Origin of the sequence: Leptospira barantonii (assembly GCF_002811925.1) — a bacterium.
GTDB lineage: Bacteria > Spirochaetota > Leptospiria > Leptospirales > Leptospiraceae > Leptospira > Leptospira barantonii.
On the sequence record NZ_NPDS01000007.1, the window covers coordinates 150,772 to 167,965 of the forward strand.

Below are 17,194 nucleotides of genomic sequence, written 5' to 3' on the forward strand. Positions count from 1 at the left end.
CTTCTTAGAGTTTATATTCCATTTTTTTAATCACACCCTTCTTATCGATCGTAAGTTTGATGAACTTCGTATCATCGGTGATCGCCGCAGGTTTTTCAGCCAAAGTCTTATAAGAATTCTTTTGATAATCCGTGGAAACCAAATACCATTCCAGAACCGCGCCGTCTTGTGTGTTGAGTTCTACGGAGGGAGTTCCTAATACCGCTTCCGCTTTGATTCTTTTATCTCCTTCCTTAACCATTCCCACTTCGAAAGTTCTAATATCGGAATTGGGTTGAAACTCTTGTCTTGGAGGTTGTTTTTTCTCCTCGGATTTGCAAAAGGAAAGAACGGACATACAAGTTAAAATCAAAAGCGCTGAAAAAATCTTTTTCATCGTATCCTTCTCTAAGTTTGGATTTTGAACCACAAGTATCGATTTTATTTTCGCTCTGTCGAGATTAAAAATCGAAACGGAATTTAAAAAATTCTTCTTTATCCTTCCCGAAGAACCACGATGGCCGCATGAACGAGAAAGAAAGTTCCGTTAAAACCGTTTTAGTGACCGGAGGAAGCGGTTCCTTAGGTCTCATGCTCGTTCCGGAATTACTCAAAGATCACCGAGTCATTTGTATCGGAAGGAAACTTTCTTCTTTTCCGGATACGGTTCGTTTTCATTCGAATTTCGTTTTTTATGAAGTCGATCTGGAAAACGATTCCGAATTTTCCATCGATGAGAATCCGGATTTTATCGTTCATCTTGCGGGTAAGGTAAGCGGAGAAGCTTCGACCTTGGAAGAATATAGAAAAGGAAACGAACTTTCTACGAGTAAGATTCTCAAGTTCGCGTCCAAGAATAAAAAAATCGGAATCCTATTTTCAAGTTCCTCATCCGTTTACGGATTTTCGGATCAACCCGTGACCGAATCTTCTTTGTTAAACGGAAATACGTTTTATGCGATTTCAAAAATAGAATGCGAAACCTTAATTCAAAAATCGAAGAATCAGTTCGTAATTTTGAGGATCGCTTCGGTTTACGGACCTACGAATAAAAGCTTTCTAAATAAACTCCTTACTTTGTTTCGATACGGCATTCTTCTTTATTCCGGAAATCCGAATTTCAAAAAATCCATGGTTCATTCTTCCGATGTGATCGCGGCGATTTTACTCGTATTGAATAAATGGAATAAAGCTTCCGGTAAAATTTTCAACGTTTCCTATCCGCAGGCTCTGTCTTCCGAAGAGGTTAAAATTCTTTTTTCAAAATTGATGCCCGGAAAATTCTTTCTGACTTTGAAACTTAGAGGACTGATTCTATTTTTATTCAACGTCGCCAACGCGCTCCTAACGAAGATAACGAAAAAGAAAATCAATTTGGAATACATCCAAGAATCCTCGATCGTCGTTTCCGATCGGATTCAAAAGGAATTGGGATTTCGGTTTAATAAAAATTTTGAGGAAGGAATTTCTGAAATTCTGAAATTCTGAAATTCTGAAATCCAAAGAAAGAGTTTAAACTTCCGCCTTTTCTGAAAGAAGCGAAAGCAGACGATCCAAATCGTTTTTGAGATCATTCAGACTTTTTTTATCCACATCGAAGTTTTCCAAAAGACGGGTCGGAACGCAAACGGCTTTCTCTTTTAACTTTTTGCCTTTGTTGGAAAGAAAGATTTGAACCGATCGTTCGTCTTCTTCGGAACGTTTTCGAACAACAAGCTCCGAGTCTTCCAGACGTTTTAACAACGGAGTCAAGGTTCCCGAATCTAAATATAATTTTTTTCCGATTTCCTTTACACTACATCCGTCCTCTTGCCAAAGCACGAGAAGAACGAGATATTGCGGATACGTAAGTCCTAACTCGTCCAGGATCGGACGATAAAGAGCCGTTACAGCTCTTGAACACGCGTAGAGCGGAAAACAAATTTGATTTTCAAGATACAGGTCTTTAGCGGTTGTCATGATGAGATCCGTCCCACTTTCATGGGACGGTTTCGATTTTTATTTTTTTAATAAATCTTGAATTTCTTTTTCGATCTTTTCGGGAGTTGTCATCGGAGAAAAACGTTTGATGACTTTTCCTTGTTTATCCACCAAGAATTTCGTAAAGTTCCACTTGATCGAGTTTCCGAAAAATCCCGAAGCCTCGTTTTTCAAAAAGCGAAACACCGGATGAGCGTTGTCTCCGTTCACGTCGATCTTTTTGAAAATCGGAAATTCAACTCCATAGTTTCTTTGGCAGAAAGCCTTGATCGTTTCATCGGAGCCCGGTTCCTGATGTTTGAACTGATCGCACGGAAACCCGAGAACCTCGAGTCCGTTCGTTTTGTATTTACTGTAGAGTGTTTGAAGACCCGCATACTGAGGAGTAAAAGCGCATTCGCTCGCGGTGTTCACGATTAAGAGAACCTTACCTTTATAATCTTCCAATTTTTGATCTTTGCCGCTGTTCAGCGTTGCGGTGAGGTCGTACAATGTTTGGCTCATTTCAATCTCCATTTAGATTGTGCACAATTTAATTTTACAAAATATATAATTTTCCCTTTCGTCAAGAAAATTTTTACCGGTTTACGAAAATTCGAAAACAAATACATTTTTAACCGAGCCCGAATCAAAACGTTCTAAGGTGTTGATTTTTTTCGAGAAAGGATAGAATCCATCCATGGCCGCCAAGAATAAAATTCTCATTCCTCTTCCTTCCGTTGACTTCGATCCTTCCGAAGCCGCAATTCCTTGGAAAACTCTCAAAGAGAACGGTTTCGAAGTTTTTTTTGCGACTCCCAACGGCAAACCCGGCGTTGCGGATTTTAGAATGGTAACTGGAAAAGGACTCGGAATTTGGAAACCGCTTTTGATCGCTCATAAAAAAGCGAGAGCCGCTTATGATGAAATGATTTCGGATCCTCAGTTTCAAAATCCGATTTCCTATAAGGATTTAAAACCCGAGAATTATGAAGGATTGATTCTTCCCGGCGGTCACGCACCCGGAATGAAAGAATACTTGGAATCGAAAGAACTTCAGAACTTTGTTGGGTCGTTCTTTGCGACCGGCAAACCGGTTGGCGCGATTTGTCACGGAGTCGTTTTGGCCGCGCGTAGTAAATTGCCGGGAACGGATCGTTCGATTCTTTACGGAAAAAAAACGACCGCACTTTTGAAATCGCAAGAGATGGCGGCTTGGAATTTAACGAGATTGTGGTTGGGAAATTATTATCGAACCTATCCGCAATCAGTCGAGGAAGAAGTTAAGTCCTCACTGAAAGACCCGAACGATTTTCACTTCGGACCGAAACCGATCTTCCGAGACAATCATAAGAAATTAAAAAGAGGCCATTCGCTCACCGATGGAAATTACGTTTCTTCCAGATGGCCCGGCGACGCGCACTCGTTCGTAATTTCCTTTATGAAATTGTTTTAATTCGATACAAATTTAAGTATGTCGTCTAAGTAATCTAGGATAAAGAATGCAGGATCATAACTTACTCATAACTCTTATCGTATTTCTGTCCGCGGCCGTAATTTCGGTTCCGCTTTTTAAAAGAATCGGGCTCGGTTCGGTGGTCGGCTATTTGATCGGAGGAACGATCATAGGACCGTGGGGAATCGGCTTGATAACCGACGTGGATAGTATTCTTCATTTGTCGGAGTTCGGAGTCGTTTTACTTTTATTTTTGATCGGTCTTGAATTGAAACCTCAAAGGCTTTGGATTCTGAGAAGACCCGTCTTCGGTTTAGGCGGACTACAAGTCGTTTTAACATCCCTCGTATTCTTTGTCGCATTATCGTTCTTGGGTTTGGAAAAATCGCAGGCCATCGTAATCAGTATTAGCATTTCATTATCTTCCACCGCGTTTGCCCTTCAGGTTTTGGGAGAAAAAAACGAACTCAACACCGCTCACGGAAGAAGCGCGTTCGCGATCCTATTGTTTCAGGATCTTGCGGTAATTCCGATTATGGCGATGCTTCCATTCTTAGCGGAATCCGCCGCGGATCCCGGTTCGCAGGGAGGAATGAAACAAATCCTTTTCGCGGTAGGAACGATTCTCGCGGTAATTTTAGCGGGAAGATTTTTGGCTCGCCCTTTGTTCAGACTCGTCGCTTCCACGGGGAATCATGAAATTTTCACCGCTCTTTCTCTGCTGATCGTAATCGGCGTTTCCCTATTGATGGATCAAGTCGGTTTGTCCATGGCGCTCGGTTCTTTTTTGGGTGGAGTGATCCTCGCCGATTCGGAATACAGACACGAGTTGGAATCCAATCTCGAACCGTTCAAGGGTCTTCTATTAGGTTTATTCTTTTTAGCAGTTGGAATGTCGATCAATCTCGGGGAAGTTTTGAAAGATCCGATTCTCGTTTTGGTTTTCGCATTAACGTTGATGTTCGTAAAAGCGAGTATCCTCTATCTTTTGGGAAGAATTTCCAAACACAACGAAGAAGCTTCGCTCAATCTTTCCGTAACGATTTCTCAGGGCGGAGAATTCGCATTCGTAATCTTAGGAGTGGGAGTTTCACTTTCCATTCTTCCCCGAGAAAGGGCGGACTTAGTCATCGCAGTGGTCACGCTTTCCATGGGTTTAACTCCGATTTTAGGAATCGCAAAAGATAAGATCGCGGATCTGATTTTCAAAAAAGAAGAAGAACAGGAAGACGACGAGATTGAAGAACAAAACCGCGTAATCGTCGCCGGTTTCGGAAGATTCGGACAAATCATTGCGAGGATGCTTTTCGTACATAGAATTGGGTTCACCGCATTGGAACACAATCCGGATCAAGTAAACTTGGCGAGAAAATTCGGTTATAAGATCTACTACGGAGACGCGAGTAAGTTGAGTCTTTTAAGATCCGCGGGTGCAGAACATGCAGATTTATTTATATTAGCGGTTCAAGATATAGAAGTTTCCATCAAAGTCGCGGAACTCATTAAAAAACACTTTCCGAATCTCACGATCATCGCGAGGGCTCGAAATCGGGAACACGTTTTTAAACTGATGGAACTCGGTGTGAAGATTATTCGAAGAGATACTTTTGCTTCGGCTTTGGAACTTGCGGGGGAAACTCTGAGCAGGCTCGGATTTATGGATTCGGAAGTGGAACAGAAGGTTAAAAAATTCAGAGCGCACGACGAATTAACCCTGAAAGGGCAGTTTCAAATTCGAAACGACGAGAAAGAGTTCATTCAGTTTTCCAAGAATGCAATGCGGCAACTTGAGGCCGCCTTCGAAGCTGACCGAGAAGAAAAAGAAGGGAAGGCCGCGAGCTAACGGCCTTAACTTTTTATAAAGTGTTACAATTCACTCTATTTGATAGAAAAAGCGTCAGATCGAATACAAGTTACTCAATAAATTATTACGGAATTCATTTCCTAAACGGGTTCCGATCAAAAATATAACGGGGCAACTCGTTTTTCTCTGTCTTTTAGACCCAGTCCAGCGGATATGTTCATTATAGGAAACTTTTCCGTCTTGGACTTCCCATAGAGTTTAGGGCGGAGAAATCCAATTCTCTTCACTATTCTCTCCGGAGTGGCTCTTCACCGAGCCGCTCCGATTTTTTGAAATCCTTTTCATAGTTCAAAAGATTATAACGATTTAAGAATCTCTTCTCGCTTTCTTTTATACTCTTCTTCAGAAATTAGTTTCTTATCGAACAGATTCTTCAGTTCCAACAATCGCTTCTCCGAGTCCTGAATCGCATTTTCTTTTTGCGGAGTTTTCACCTCGGTGTTCTGCGGTGCCGTCGATCCGGTCTTGACGACTATATGAAACTTTTTAGATTCGCCTTGCGTATCGTTATAATAAGACAATGTTCCGATTGCAGAGTCGGGAATAAAAACTTCCAGCGAAGGTTTAAGATTCGATTCGGATAAAGAATAATTCGACCAATCTTGAAACGCGTACGGCGTTTGAAAGTCGATGAATTGATTCAATTCGAAAAAGATAAAATGAATCGAATCGATCGTAGGGTATAATAAAAAGACCGTTCTTCGAATTCTTCTTCCCGGATTGATCGTATCTTCTTTTTTCAAAATCCAAAGTTGATAGACATGCGAAGAAGAACGTTCAAAATTTCGAAAGGATCGCTCCGCAATCTCCTGACTCAGTTCTTTGGAAAAAATTCGAAACGCGGAATCGTTTACGAGAGAATCGTTTCGATTTCCCATCTGATACAACGCGTCCGCGATCAGAGTTTTGAAATTATTTCTTTCTTGGTTTTGAGGATAAGAAGCGTTTCGATCCAACCAAACGGGTAAGTCCGGTACGTTTTCAAAAGAATAAAACGCAATCGAATCGGATGAATAATTTAATTCTTTTCGGATTCCGGCAAAACAGGAAACCACAACTAAGGAGAGAATAAAAAGTCTAAATCGATTCATGGCAGAACATCGAAAGAATTTCCTCGTAAAGACGATCCTTCAAGTAAGAATTATTCTTTCTTTCCGGAATCCTTCTTTTTAAGAATGTTCCCGATTTTACCGAGATCTTCCGGTTTGATTTTTGTGCCGGCGGCTTTTTTATTCTCTTCTTGAATGTCCTTATAAACTTCGGCTCTATGAACGGAAACGTTTCTCGGCGCCTTAACTCCGATCTTTACCTGATCACCTTTGATATCGACGATTACGATTTCGATATCGTCGCCGATCATGATCGATTCGTTCGTTCGCCTTGCTAAGACCAGCACTTAACCAGTCTCCACTGCGGCCGACTCGAGAATTTTTTCCCGGACGGAATGAGATTCGTTTCTTGAGATGAATTGTTTTCCTAAAAGCGTATCCTTATTGATAAGAATCGGTCCCTGCATGTTGGCCGTCATTAAAGCCGGATCTTCACCGGGAATCGTAACGATCACCAACGTTAGACTTTCTTTGATCTCGGCGATCCCGATCCCTTGTAATTCCTGCTCGGGAATCAACGGTTTATATTCCTTCTTAAAGAGAGAAGGAGGGATCACAACAAAGGCTAGATCCACTTCTTCGACGGATTGAAGCCATTTGAAAACGGATTCTTCCTCTTCTTCGATGAGAGCGAATTTTTTGTAATCCTCGAATCCTAGCAACCCTTCCGGAAAGGACAGAATTTGTTTTTCCGAAATTTGCATTTTTCCAAAAGGTTTTGTATGAATCTCGATTCCCATTTTAAATTTTTACCTTCGACATTTACATTGCGAACGTTTTATATTTTTGTTTATCTCAGAAAATCCATCAACGTCGGTTTAATGATTTTCGATCCGACGTTCAACGCGTATTGATGGACGGTTTCCAACCATTTCATGTTCATGATGGTCTCTGGAAAATCGATTCCTTCGTTTTTAGAAAGAAGCTCCGTCATGTACGACTTATCGAAGTCCACTCTCTGCGCGTGTTCTTCCATACGATTCATTCTCGAACCAACGATGGCTCGGTAACGAAGAATATTCTCCATTGCCAAATCTAGATCCTGAAGATCTCGTCCGGAAATTCTTTCCTGATCTTTTTGAATGAGGTCGTTTCTAAACTGGATCATCACGTCGAAAACGGAAAGTCCCGTTACGGTCGCAGACTTGGAATAGTTGTTAGGCGGTTCGGATGTCGCCGAATCCACAAGGCCGATATCTCTTAAGATCGTGCCACCTTCCACGTCCTCCATCCAAATCTGATGCGGAGCCGTGGAACTCAAACTGATGTTATCCTGCGCGAGTTTATTGGCCTTCACTTCCAACGGAGAATTGTTGATCTTATCGATGATATCGTCGATCGTATCTCCCGCCGAAACGTGGATCTCAACTCCGTCGATCTTAAACTTTTGATCGGAAGAAGCGATGTAACCCGAGTTATCCACCTTGCTCGTGATACTCATGTTCGTTCCCCAGAAAACTTTATTTCCGGGAATCGTTACGGGAATATATTCTCCCTTTTCGATTTCACGAAGTTGTTCTCCGATATCACCCCGGTATTCCACGCCAATGTATTGATTCTTCAGTTCAATTCCTTGCAAACCTTTGATCTTAGATTCGATCGGTTCGAAAGGAGGTCTTTCGATAACGTATCCACCGAACAAAGGACGTCCGGTTGCATCTCTTGTGTTTGCGATGTCGACTAATGCTCTTAAGATTTCGTCGATTTCTTTTCCGATCGCGACTTCAAGTTCGAAACCCTTATCACCTTGATAGATACCGTTGGACGCTTGAACTGCGAGAACCCTCGCTCTTTGAAACAAAGAACCGATACGATCCAATTCTCCGTCGATTTGTTGAAGACGGGAATTACCGTCGTCGATGTTTCTTTGAAACGTATCCAGTTCGTTCAATCTCGAACGAAAGAACATCTGATTGGTCGCGCGACCCGGCTCGTCCGACGGAAGACGGATTCTTTGTCCCGTTGAAAGCTGGTTCTGCGTCTCGTCCATATTGAGCTGATGTCTGTTTAAATTATGAATCAGACTGTTGTTCTGCATCATGTTCGTAATGCGCATCATAAACTTTTCTCCTTACCCGTCCTTGTTATCCGGGATTAAGCGCCCAATCGATTGATGATCGTATCGAGAATTTCGTTCATCGTGTTGATCATCTTTGCGGACGCATTGTAAGAATGTTGAAACTGAACCATGTTGGCCATCTCTTCATCCAAGTTGACTCCCATGACCGATTGTCTCATGTTTTCGAGTTCGCTCATCAGATCGTTTTGAATTCCGAATTCCTGTTTTGCTTCCCTCGCTTCGGTTCCCAACTTGGAAATCAAAGTATTGTAAAAGTCATCCGTAGTTTTGGAGTAATCCACCATCACGGGACTGTTTCTCAAAGCGGAAGCGACCATCAAAGCGTTACGTCCGTCCTTATGACCGCCCGGCGAATTGTAATCTCCGGTTCCACCAACGTCTTTACCTCTTGCCGCCGCGATGTTTGCAACGTTATTCGCGATTGAATCTGCGACTCTAAAATGCGAAGAAGGATGAAAGTGCGGTGTAAGAGTGATATCCTCCGAACGCGCCTGAAGTTTGTTGATCTCGCCGAGACGTTTATAGTCGTAAGCTCCCGAAGGACCGGACGCCATCAGAATTCCAGTCATACCTACGAGAAGATCGCCTGAGTCTTCGATATGTCTGAGAATGAAATTCTTATTCGGATGATCGTCCGCAACGGTAGCCTTCAACGCGAGTTGATTATCGTGGTTCATATAAGCCACGACACCGGAACGAGACGCGTTGATTTTTTTGATGATTCCGTTCAAGGTATCATTGGTAGAGTAAGGAATCAAAACGGGAGCTTCTTTCGAATCGGATTGATTGAATGTAAGCGTTCCGTTGATTCCGATCGGACGATCCGGATCAATCGTGTTTTTGCCGGTAACCCTGAAGATTGCGGTTACGTCGTTTTGTCCGTCTCCGTTGGAATCATATTCGCCGAACGTGTTGATCGATAAGGAACGAATATTAAAGAAAGATTGATTGGTATTTCCGTTGATCCCGAATCCGTCTTTGTGAATTTCGTTGACCGCATCCATAACGTTGATAGATAAAGAATCCACTTGATCGATTTTTTCACGGATGATTTTATCACGAACTTCGATCAGACCTTGCAATCTTCCCTTTCTCAAAAGAACAGGATCACCGGTTGCGGACCAATAAAGATCCAGAAGTCCGTCCTTGGATGGATTCCCGAGAATGTCGATCTTGTTCGCTTTGTTTCCTTGAACGAGAATCTGCTGACCGATAAAAACCATCAGTTCGTCCTCGTCGGAACGACCGATCGTAACATCGACTAAGGAAGACAGTTCCTGTAAAAGTGCGTCTCTCTTATCGTAAAGATCGTTCGGTCTATCGCCAAGAGCTTCGGACTTACCGATTCTTTCGTTCAAAGTACGGATATTTTCCGCGATCGTATTCATGTGATACGCTTTGGTTTCGATTTCACGATTGGCTTGATCTCTGAGTTGGGTAAGTTTGCGATAAACGTCTTCGGTTCTACTTCCGAGTCCGTTCGCTTTTTCGAGAACAACGGAACGATGTGCGTTGTCTTCGGGATAATTCGCCAGATCTTCCCAAGAAGACCAAAACTTATCCATCAAAGTGCGAAGAGTCGTTCCATTCGGTTCATTAAAAACCGTTTCCAATTGATAAAGATATTCGTTACGAGCCGCCCAGTAGTCTTTGTTTCCCGAGGTTTCTATAATTCTATCGTCGATGAAGTTGTCTCGAATTCTTTCGATAGATGCGATTTCAACCCCTTGTCCAATTTGACCCGGGAGATTGGCGCGATTGAGAGAAGGATCATACAAAGGATCCATCGCGGTCATAGTGACTCTCTGTCTCGCATAATGCTTGTTATCCGCATTGGAAATATTATGACCTGTCGTTTGAAGCGCTTGTTGGTGCGCGGTTAAACCCCGCTTTCCGATTTCAAGTCCTGAAAATGTGGATCCCATGGCTTCCTCCTATTTCGAAATATTCGATCTGCTTACGCCGAAGCGTTCAGCATCAAAGCCTGTCTTTTGGCTTGTTTGCGTTCCGGATTTTTTCCCGATCCGTACGTGCTAACGTCGGATTCCATCGCTTTTTCTTTCATGACGTCGATCGTTCTGGAAAGAATTTCCTGACGAGTCAGAATCAGTTTTTCGTTGGATTTGATTTTTTCTTTTAAACGATGAAGAACCGCTTTGAGGGAGGATCCGAATTCTTTTAAACGGAAATTGGATTCTCTATCGAGTTGATTTAAAAAATCGGATAAGGTCGGCGCTCCGTTCTCCGGGAGAGCGAAATTTTTAGAACGATATACTTCTTCGATCGATTTCATGCGAACTCTTTCGATCTCAGCGGCCATAACGAGCAACTCGTATGTCTTTTTAGTAATCGTTTCGAGAGACTTTCCGTCGGCTTGAACGACAGCCGCCGATTTTTGAGTCTCCAATTCCAGGACGTTAGAATAAAGATTGATCTCGTCCTGAAAAAGTTTCGTAAGTTGCTCCAACCATTCCTCTTGTTTCATTTGTTTTATCCGATCCCTGCTATCAAGAATCGGTAAAATCGGAAATTTGCTTAGGTAATTTTCGAAGAAAAAGACGAATCTCCAGGCGGTCGTTCATAAGACATAAGCAAGTTCGGGAATTCGAGCGGGAAAAGACCCAAAAAATGAGTCAGATTTAGTTAAGTTCTTTTGTTGTTCTGGCGGAGAATCGAAGGTTCACAATTTATTTCCAAACGTTTTTAAATTGTACTCCCGCACCTTTCAAAAAAACATAGCAGGAACCGATGCATAAATATCTGAGAATTTTTTACGTTATACTTTTTTTAATTCCGTTCCTAAGCTTTCATTCCGTTTTTTCCAAAGACAAGACGCAAAACAAAGCCAAGGACGTAAAACTGGCATCCACACTTCCGCTTGATTCCAAAAAGGAAAAAGAAGTTAAGGAAAAACCGAAAAAGGATCCTAAAAAAGAAACTCCTGCGCAGTTTGAAATCATCAAAAAGAAAGAAGCCCTGTTTTCTTTTTCGATTCAGACCAGAAAATTTTCACAGGGAGAACTTCTTTTTCTCAAATTGATTCCCGAAAAAACTACTCTTTCCAAATTGGATAGAATCAAAATTCTTTGGGAAAAAAAAGAAGTCCCTTATACGATGAAAGATTCGGTATTTTACGCTTGGATTCCCGTCTCTCCCGAGTTTGATAAGAAAAGTGGAATATTAGAAATTCAAGATAAAAACCTATTCCGTAAAAACGATTATAAGGAATACGAAATTCCCATTCACAAAACCGCTTTCTCTGTCACAAAAGTTTCCACGTTGACCATGGATAAAAAATACACATCCGAGGAGCTTCCTCAAGAAACTCTCGATTTTATCGCGGATTGTTCCAAGGCCAAGGCGGAAGCGTTTCATTCGAAGACGGACTTACAAATCTCTTCCGATTTTGTATACCCGATTCAAGAAGTTCATTTTACGAGTCCTTTTTACAAAAGAAGAATCTACAACAAAACGAAAGGGAAACCGCACGGCGGTGTGGATTTCAAAGGCGGGGTCGGAACTCCGATCTACGCAATCAACGACGGAACCGTAATCCTCTCCAGAGCGATGTACTACGAAGGAAATTTTACGGTTATCGATCACGGCTTGGAAGTTTATTCACTCTATATGCACCAATCGGAATTGAACGTAAAAGTAGGCGATAAGGTAAAAAAGGGAGATCCGATCGGCAAAGTAGGTTCTACGGGAATGTCGACCGGACCACATCTTCATTTGGGTTTACGCGTTCAAGGAACTATGGTAAACCCTCTCTCCGTAATTTCTCAGAAATTGTTCGATTAGAAAAACTGCATATTCCGATTCGAGGGATCAAAGTTGAATCGTAAGGGAAACACGGACGTTCTGATCCAAAAGAATTTTTTCCCGTTTGCGAATCTCCACTTTCAATGGTAGAACATATTTCGGAGAATCTTTTTCAGGAAAGATCGATGTATTCCAACTCGTTTCACCGATTTGAGCTAAAACGGGAATCATTCCCCAAGATCCTTTCGATTGTTCCGCAAACAGTTTTATCTTTTTGGAAACGTTCAACGGCAAGGTTAAAAAATGCCAACCGCCTTTACCCGGATAAATCCAAACCTTTGCTTTAAATTCAATTTTAAAAGAATTCGGATTCATTCTTTCTTTATGCTCGATTCTAAGTTTTTATGCGCGTTGATAAGCTTAGAATTTTTGAATATTCTATTCTCTCTTGAAACTTTGTAGAAGTTTTTCCACGGCTTCTTCGTGCGTTCTTCCCTTAACCAAACTTTCGGAAATATGAAACAAAAACGAATCGGGAAGTTTATCTCCGGAGGAAATGAAAAAACCGGTCTTAGCATATCTCGGTCTTAGATTGTCGTAATAGGTCCAAAAAACCCCGTCCATTCTCTTTTCGAAATTCTCTTCTCCGAGTTCGTGAACCTCAACCATCTCACCTTGATTGATCGCAAGATCCAAATACTTTCCGAACTCGGGTTTGATCTTATCGATTTCCAAAAAGGGTTCTGGGAAATAAAATATTCTAACCGAAGGATAACGATTCGGATCGGTTTCACTCGAGGAGATAATTCCCGCGATCTGTCCGGTTCCGGTTTGATCCTTCAAGGTTAAATTTTTCGGATTGTGAAAGTAAAAATCTTCGGGCAAGGTGAGTTGGATTTGAATATCCGCATTCTTCAAAACTCTCGATTCGGAATCGTAACTCCAGTTGGTGAGTTCTTTTTGTTCCCATGTCGGTTTAAAAAGAATGTAAGATGTCAATATTTCGGCTTGTTGAAGCGCCTTGAAACTTAAAAGCCCCCCGGTTAAAACCATCAACCCGAGTAACGCGATTCTATAGAAGACGCTGCTTTCGAGAAATCGCAAGACAAGTCCGATCGCACAATAAACGGAGATAAAAATAATGCCGGAACGATTGGAATAAAAATCGGTAAAAATGAGCAGAGATAAACACGATGCAAAGACGATCGCTTCCACGATCGGGTTTAAGAAAACTCGAACTGCGTCATACGTACTTGTCGAATCGGGACCGATCTTGTATCTTTTAACGGATTCTTCCTTAAGAAGTTTTCCGAACGCAAACGAGATCAAAAAGAAAAAGCCGCTCGCGACGAGATAAGCTCCCGAAACCAAAAGCAGTATAAAAAATATCGGGAGATGATTTTCATGAAGAATGAGAAATGAAATTCCGATGATCGAGTAAATCAGATAGAGCTTTCTCAAAAAGGAAAGTTCTTGCAGTTTCACAAGGAAAGATTGGAGTTTCTTCCAGCCAGGAATTTTTTGGAGCCATTTCATGAGTCAGATTACCGGTTTTTTTTCAGATCTGAAAACGAGTTTTGACAGCCTATCCCAGTCCATCCAATCATTTCTTGATACGATCGGGGTAATTACATCTTTTTTAAAGATTCTTTTTTCCATCGTACCTTTGGACCTCTTTTTGGTTCTGATCTTTTCTTTGCTTATCGTTTATCTTTTTAATACGATTTCCCCGAGCACGAGTCGATCGAATTACACTCTTGCCGTTTTGATCGTTTCGACTTTGAGGGCATTCTTTCATAATGCGGTTTCACAAACTTGGAATCTCGGTCCTATTTTATTGACGGCCTCGTATCTTTTGATTCCCGCATATTCGATATTCTTGATTCGTTGGTGTTTTTCCTTTTTGAAAACGATGTATCAAAGAAGAAACGCGCTCAATCCCAAAGATTTTGAAAGCGGTTTGAACAAGGTTCAAAAATCTTTTCACGATTTAATGGCAAAATCGTACGGAGAATTGGCATCTTCAGATTCGAAAAAACTCTTAGATCGAAGTCTATTGAAGGAACAAGTAGAGGAATTGGAAAGAAGCTTACAGGGTTTAAAAACTCTCATCGATTCTAAAAAAGAATGAAGTCACCCGTTTTCGGAAATTAAAAAGACAATCGAAATTTTAACGAAGCGGTTTGTCGGAAGAATCAATTCTCCTCAAAAAATCGGCTTGTAAACCGAAGTCGAATCGATCATTCGACCGGTTTGAATAAATCTTTTACTGCGTCTTTCGCTTTCGATTGATTGAAGTCTTCCCGATCGATCAGGATCAAATCCAGACCTTCTTTTTCAAGACGATTGAGAATTTTTGCAATCTCAGCCGTAGATTTGGAATTGGTCGCCAAGTAACGAAACTTCGTTTTGCATTCGGGACAATCTTTGTCTTTCGTATAATTCAAACCAAGATGTTTACAGTTACCGCAAGTTCCGTACAAATCGTCGATCAACATCAGTTGAGAAGATATTTCGGAGACGCTTAACTTTGTCCAAACTCGAATGTATTTTTTATCGTCCGTTTGCATTTACCATTTGGATATTTTGAAATTTCTCTTAGTCAAGACAAAACTTAACGGCTTGATCGATAATATCGCAGGCTTCGTTCATTTCTTCGACACGAATTACAAGAGGAGGCGCGAATCGAATCGTATGATGGTGTGTGGTTTTCGCAAGAACGCCTAAGTTTAGAAGTTTTTTACAAACATCCTTTGCGACGGACTTTCCGTTTTTTTCCTTAAATTGAATCGCATTCAATAAACCTTTTCCTCGAACATCCTGTATGTCTTCGTATTTCGATTTTAGATGATTCATTCTTTTTCGAAAGATCTCTCCCATTTCGTTCGAGTTCTCGGTCATCTTTTCTTCCACTAACACCTGCAATGCGCTTTTGGCTACGGCGCAGGCCAAAGGATTTCCTCCGTACGTAGAGCCGTGTTCTCCGGGACGAATCGTTAACATAATTTCGCTACTGGATAAAACTGCAGACACGGGAAGGATTCCTCCCGAAAGAGCTTTTCCTAAAACGAGGATATCGGGCTTAACGGATTCATAATCGCCCGCGAGAAGTTTTCCGGTTCTTCCAAGACCGGTTTGCACTTCGTCGAGAATCAAAAGCACGTTCGCTTCCGAACAAAGTCTTTTACATTCCGCGAGATAACCTTCGCTCGGAACGATCACTCCCGCTTCTCCTTGAATCGGCTCGACCATAAAGCCGGCGACATTCTTATCTTGCAGAGAATTTTTCAACGCCTCAAGATCGTTAAACGGAATGATTTCGAATCCGGGAACAAAGGGACCGAATTCTCTTTTACTCAAAGGATCCGTGGATGCGGAAATCGCTCCGATACTTCTTCCCCAAAAATTGCCGGATGCAAAAACGATCTTGGCTTGGTTTTCCGGAATTCCTTTAACCTTGTATCCCCACTTTCTACAAAGTTTAACCGCGGTCTCTGCGGCCTCCACGCCGGTATTCATGGGAAGAATTCTCTGATAACCGAGTAACTTTGTGATGTATTCCTCGTATTCTCCAAGTTGAGAATTATAAAACGCTCTTGAAGTTAACGTCAACTTCCGTGATTGTTCGATCAAGGTCTGTATAAGTTTCGGATGACAATGCCCTTGATTGACCGCGGAATACGCCGATAAAAAATCGAAGTAACGTTTTCCTTCCACATCGTATAAATAAATTCTTTCGCCTTTGTCTAAAACGACTGGCAAGGGTTCGTAATTCGAAGCTCCGAACGTATTTTCCAATTGAATGTAATATGACGAATCTTTAACGAGCGACATACTTCCTATTGAAGAACAAGTTTCGATCGACACAAGGAAATTTTTTTACTCCAATCAAAACCGGATTTTTTTCTTATGAAAATTCGATCTCAGTTCTTTTACCTTGACTTTTGGTTTTTCAGATTCAAAGTTTTCGGAAGTTTTAAGACAACTCAGGACCGAACAATGAAAACATTATCGATGAGAACTTATCTGATTCTTTGCATTACATTTATTACAATTGGCAACTGTCTTTACACGAATGTAAAAACTCCGGGTTGGTTCTACTCGCAAAGTTACACGGACGTTCGAGGAATGGAACCGGTTGGAAAACTCAGCGGCCAAGCTTGCGGGGAAGGTTGGCTTTGGCTGGTTTATACGGGTGACGAAAGTTACGAAGCCGCGGTGCAAAACGCGATTCAAGACAAGGCCGATCTTCTTTTCGACGTTCAGACCGATTATTACGTTAAATCGATATTCTTTAACCTTTACTTTTATAAATGCACGAGGGTGACCGGAATCGGAGTGAAACTACCTCATCGATTGATGAAAAAAGACTGAGAATATTATGAATTCATGGATTCGGTTCTCCGTCTTAGCATTTTTAAGCGCGGTTCTATTTTTGAATTGCGCCTTGCCGATCGGTAATCGTAGAACTCTTGTTAAACGAAACCCGATGCCGTATCCGACGGACGCGATTTTATCTCCTGAAAATCGGGTTTCCATCGCAGGAACTTATTTCAGAGATCCTTCGATTCATTACGGGAATGCGTCCACACGTTTGCGTTTATTCGGATTCGACGGTTTTATACATTCGACCTCCTCGCTTCCGCACAAGGACATGTTCCACGGTTCTTTGGACGATTGGGATTGGTCCAATCATAGAATCATACGTTTTGAAGGAGAAAGTCAAGGGTGCCAAAGGGGAGTAACGTTGATTCTTCCCTTAAGACAGGGAGACAAAGAATCCTTGGTTCCCGTGTCCTTCGTTTTCGGAAAGACGAGTTTTTATGACGAACTGAAACTGGAAATGGAAAAGAATAAGATCAAAGCTCTTTTCGATTCGAGATTGGACATTGAACAAACCGCGTTCTTATTTTGGTTGGTTCAGAAAAGATGCATTCGATTCAAAAGTTATGCTATTCAGGAATTTTGAATAAATTTCACTCGAG

20 protein-coding genes are annotated in these 17,194 nt (G+C 41.7%); 7 read left to right on the top strand and 13 right to left on the bottom strand.

Features of this window, described 5'->3' with window-relative positions; genetic code table 11:
* Nucleotides 1–4: 4 nt before the first annotated feature.
* Nucleotides 5–409 (bottom strand): LIC13410 family lipoprotein, encoded by a 405-nt coding sequence (locus tag CH367_RS15690; protein ID WP_100763445.1) that lies wholly within the window; start codon nucleotides 407–409, stop codon nucleotides 5–7.
* Between the two features lie 95 nt (nucleotides 410–504).
* Here CH367_RS15690 and CH367_RS15695 point away from each other — a divergent pair, with 95 nt between their 5' ends.
* Nucleotides 505–1,467 (top strand): NAD-dependent epimerase/dehydratase family protein, encoded by a 963-nt coding sequence (locus tag CH367_RS15695; RefSeq protein WP_100763446.1) that lies wholly within the window; start codon nucleotides 505–507, stop codon nucleotides 1,465–1,467.
* Nucleotides 1,468–1,491: 24 nt separating this feature from the next.
* Here CH367_RS15695 and CH367_RS15700 read toward each other — a convergent pair whose 3' ends face one another.
* Nucleotides 1,492–1,941, bottom strand: a complete 450-nt coding sequence (locus tag CH367_RS15700) for a MarR family winged helix-turn-helix transcriptional regulator (protein ID WP_100763447.1) — start codon at nucleotides 1,939–1,941, stop codon at nucleotides 1,492–1,494.
* 36 nt (nucleotides 1,942–1,977) lie between these two features.
* Nucleotides 1,978–2,463 carry a glutathione peroxidase gene (locus CH367_RS15705; RefSeq protein ID WP_165783312.1) on the bottom strand — a complete coding sequence of 162 codons (486 nt, stop codon included), beginning with the start codon at nucleotides 2,461–2,463 and terminating at the stop codon, nucleotides 1,978–1,980.
* A gap of 175 nt (nucleotides 2,464–2,638) precedes the next feature.
* On the opposite strand from CH367_RS15705, the gene CH367_RS15710 reads away from it, so the two are divergent.
* Both CH367_RS15710 and CH367_RS15715 read left to right on the top strand, forming a co-directional pair.
* Nucleotides 2,639–3,394, top strand: coding sequence for a type 1 glutamine amidotransferase domain-containing protein (locus CH367_RS15710; protein WP_100763449.1), 756 nt, complete (start codon nucleotides 2,639–2,641; stop codon nucleotides 3,392–3,394).
* 46 nt (nucleotides 3,395–3,440) lie between these two features.
* Nucleotides 3,441–5,237 carry a monovalent cation:proton antiporter-2 (CPA2) family protein gene (locus CH367_RS15715; protein ID WP_100763450.1) on the top strand — a complete coding sequence of 599 codons (1,797 nt, stop codon included), beginning with the start codon at nucleotides 3,441–3,443 and terminating at the stop codon, nucleotides 5,235–5,237.
* A 317-nt stretch (nucleotides 5,238–5,554) separates the two neighbouring features.
* Here CH367_RS15715 and CH367_RS15720 read toward each other — a convergent pair whose 3' ends face one another.
* The 6 genes from CH367_RS15720 to CH367_RS15745 are packed head-to-tail and all read right to left on the bottom strand — an operon-like array spanning nucleotide 5,555 to nucleotide 10,932.
* Nucleotides 5,555–6,349, bottom strand: coding sequence for an LA_1326/LA_4305 family lipoprotein (locus CH367_RS15720; RefSeq protein ID WP_100763451.1), 795 nt, complete (start codon nucleotides 6,347–6,349; stop codon nucleotides 5,555–5,557).
* 50 nt (nucleotides 6,350–6,399) lie between these two features.
* Nucleotides 6,400–6,654 (bottom strand): carbon storage regulator CsrA, encoded by a 255-nt coding sequence (gene csrA / locus CH367_RS15725; RefSeq protein ID WP_069608962.1) that lies wholly within the window; start codon nucleotides 6,652–6,654, stop codon nucleotides 6,400–6,402.
* Nucleotides 6,655–7,107, bottom strand: a complete 453-nt coding sequence (gene fliW, locus CH367_RS15730; RefSeq protein WP_100763452.1) for a flagellar assembly protein FliW — start codon at nucleotides 7,105–7,107, stop codon at nucleotides 6,655–6,657.
* 50 nt (nucleotides 7,108–7,157) lie between these two features.
* Complete coding sequence (locus tag CH367_RS15735) at nucleotides 7,158–8,423, bottom strand: flagellar hook-associated protein 3 (RefSeq protein WP_100763453.1); 1,266 nt, start codon at nucleotides 8,421–8,423, stop codon at nucleotides 7,158–7,160.
* Between the two features lie 38 nt (nucleotides 8,424–8,461).
* Nucleotides 8,462–10,372 carry a flagellar hook-associated protein FlgK gene (flgK, locus tag CH367_RS15740; protein ID WP_100763454.1) on the bottom strand — a complete coding sequence of 637 codons (1,911 nt, stop codon included), beginning with the start codon at nucleotides 10,370–10,372 and terminating at the stop codon, nucleotides 8,462–8,464.
* A 32-nt stretch (nucleotides 10,373–10,404) separates the two neighbouring features.
* A complete protein-coding gene (locus tag CH367_RS15745) occupies nucleotides 10,405–10,932 on the bottom strand; it encodes a flagellar protein FlgN (protein WP_100763455.1) in 528 nt (175 codons plus the stop codon).
* A gap of 263 nt (nucleotides 10,933–11,195) precedes the next feature.
* On the opposite strand from CH367_RS15745, the gene CH367_RS15750 reads away from it, so the two are divergent.
* Nucleotides 11,196–12,248 carry a M23 family metallopeptidase gene (locus CH367_RS15750; RefSeq protein ID WP_100763456.1) on the top strand — a complete coding sequence of 351 codons (1,053 nt, stop codon included), beginning with the start codon at nucleotides 11,196–11,198 and terminating at the stop codon, nucleotides 12,246–12,248.
* 27 nt (nucleotides 12,249–12,275) lie between these two features.
* Here CH367_RS15750 and CH367_RS15755 read toward each other — a convergent pair whose 3' ends face one another.
* Together CH367_RS15755 and CH367_RS15760 are read right to left on the bottom strand one after the other, a co-directional pair.
* Complete coding sequence (locus tag CH367_RS15755; protein ID WP_100763457.1) at nucleotides 12,276–12,584, bottom strand: DUF1905 domain-containing protein; 309 nt, start codon at nucleotides 12,582–12,584, stop codon at nucleotides 12,276–12,278.
* Nucleotides 12,585–12,647: 63 nt separating this feature from the next.
* Entirely contained in the window at nucleotides 12,648–13,745 is a 1,098-nt protein-coding gene (locus CH367_RS15760; RefSeq protein ID WP_100763458.1) for a hypothetical protein, read from the bottom strand.
* On the opposite strand from CH367_RS15760, the gene CH367_RS20860 reads away from it, so the two are divergent.
* The gene (locus CH367_RS20860) at nucleotides 13,744–14,340 is read left to right on the top strand and encodes a hypothetical protein (RefSeq protein WP_165783313.1); all 597 of its coding nucleotides are present in this window, start codon (nucleotides 13,744–13,746) and stop codon (nucleotides 14,338–14,340) included. The two genes, CH367_RS15760 and CH367_RS20860, sit on opposite strands and share 2 nt — an antisense overlap.
* A gap of 109 nt (nucleotides 14,341–14,449) precedes the next feature.
* Here the strand turns inward: CH367_RS20860 and CH367_RS15775 are convergent, their stop codons facing one another.
* Nucleotides 14,450–14,779: a hypothetical protein gene (locus CH367_RS15775; RefSeq protein ID WP_100763460.1), complete on the bottom strand. Its 330-nt coding sequence runs from the start codon at nucleotides 14,777–14,779 to the stop codon at nucleotides 14,450–14,452.
* 28 nt (nucleotides 14,780–14,807) lie between these two features.
* Nucleotides 14,808–16,043, bottom strand: a complete 1,236-nt coding sequence (gene rocD / locus CH367_RS15780; protein ID WP_100763461.1) for an ornithine--oxo-acid transaminase — start codon at nucleotides 16,041–16,043, stop codon at nucleotides 14,808–14,810.
* Nucleotides 16,044–16,208: 165 nt separating this feature from the next.
* Here rocD and CH367_RS15785 point away from each other — a divergent pair, with 165 nt between their 5' ends.
* Together CH367_RS15785 and CH367_RS15790 are read left to right on the top strand one after the other, a co-directional pair.
* On the top strand, nucleotides 16,209–16,583 hold the full coding sequence (locus CH367_RS15785) for a TRL-like family protein (protein ID WP_100763604.1): 375 nt from the start codon (nucleotides 16,209–16,211) through the stop codon (nucleotides 16,581–16,583).
* 7 nt (nucleotides 16,584–16,590) lie between these two features.
* Nucleotides 16,591–17,178 carry a hypothetical protein gene (locus tag CH367_RS15790; protein ID WP_100763462.1) on the top strand — a complete coding sequence of 196 codons (588 nt, stop codon included), beginning with the start codon at nucleotides 16,591–16,593 and terminating at the stop codon, nucleotides 17,176–17,178.
* Nucleotides 17,179–17,194 lie beyond the last annotated feature (16 nt).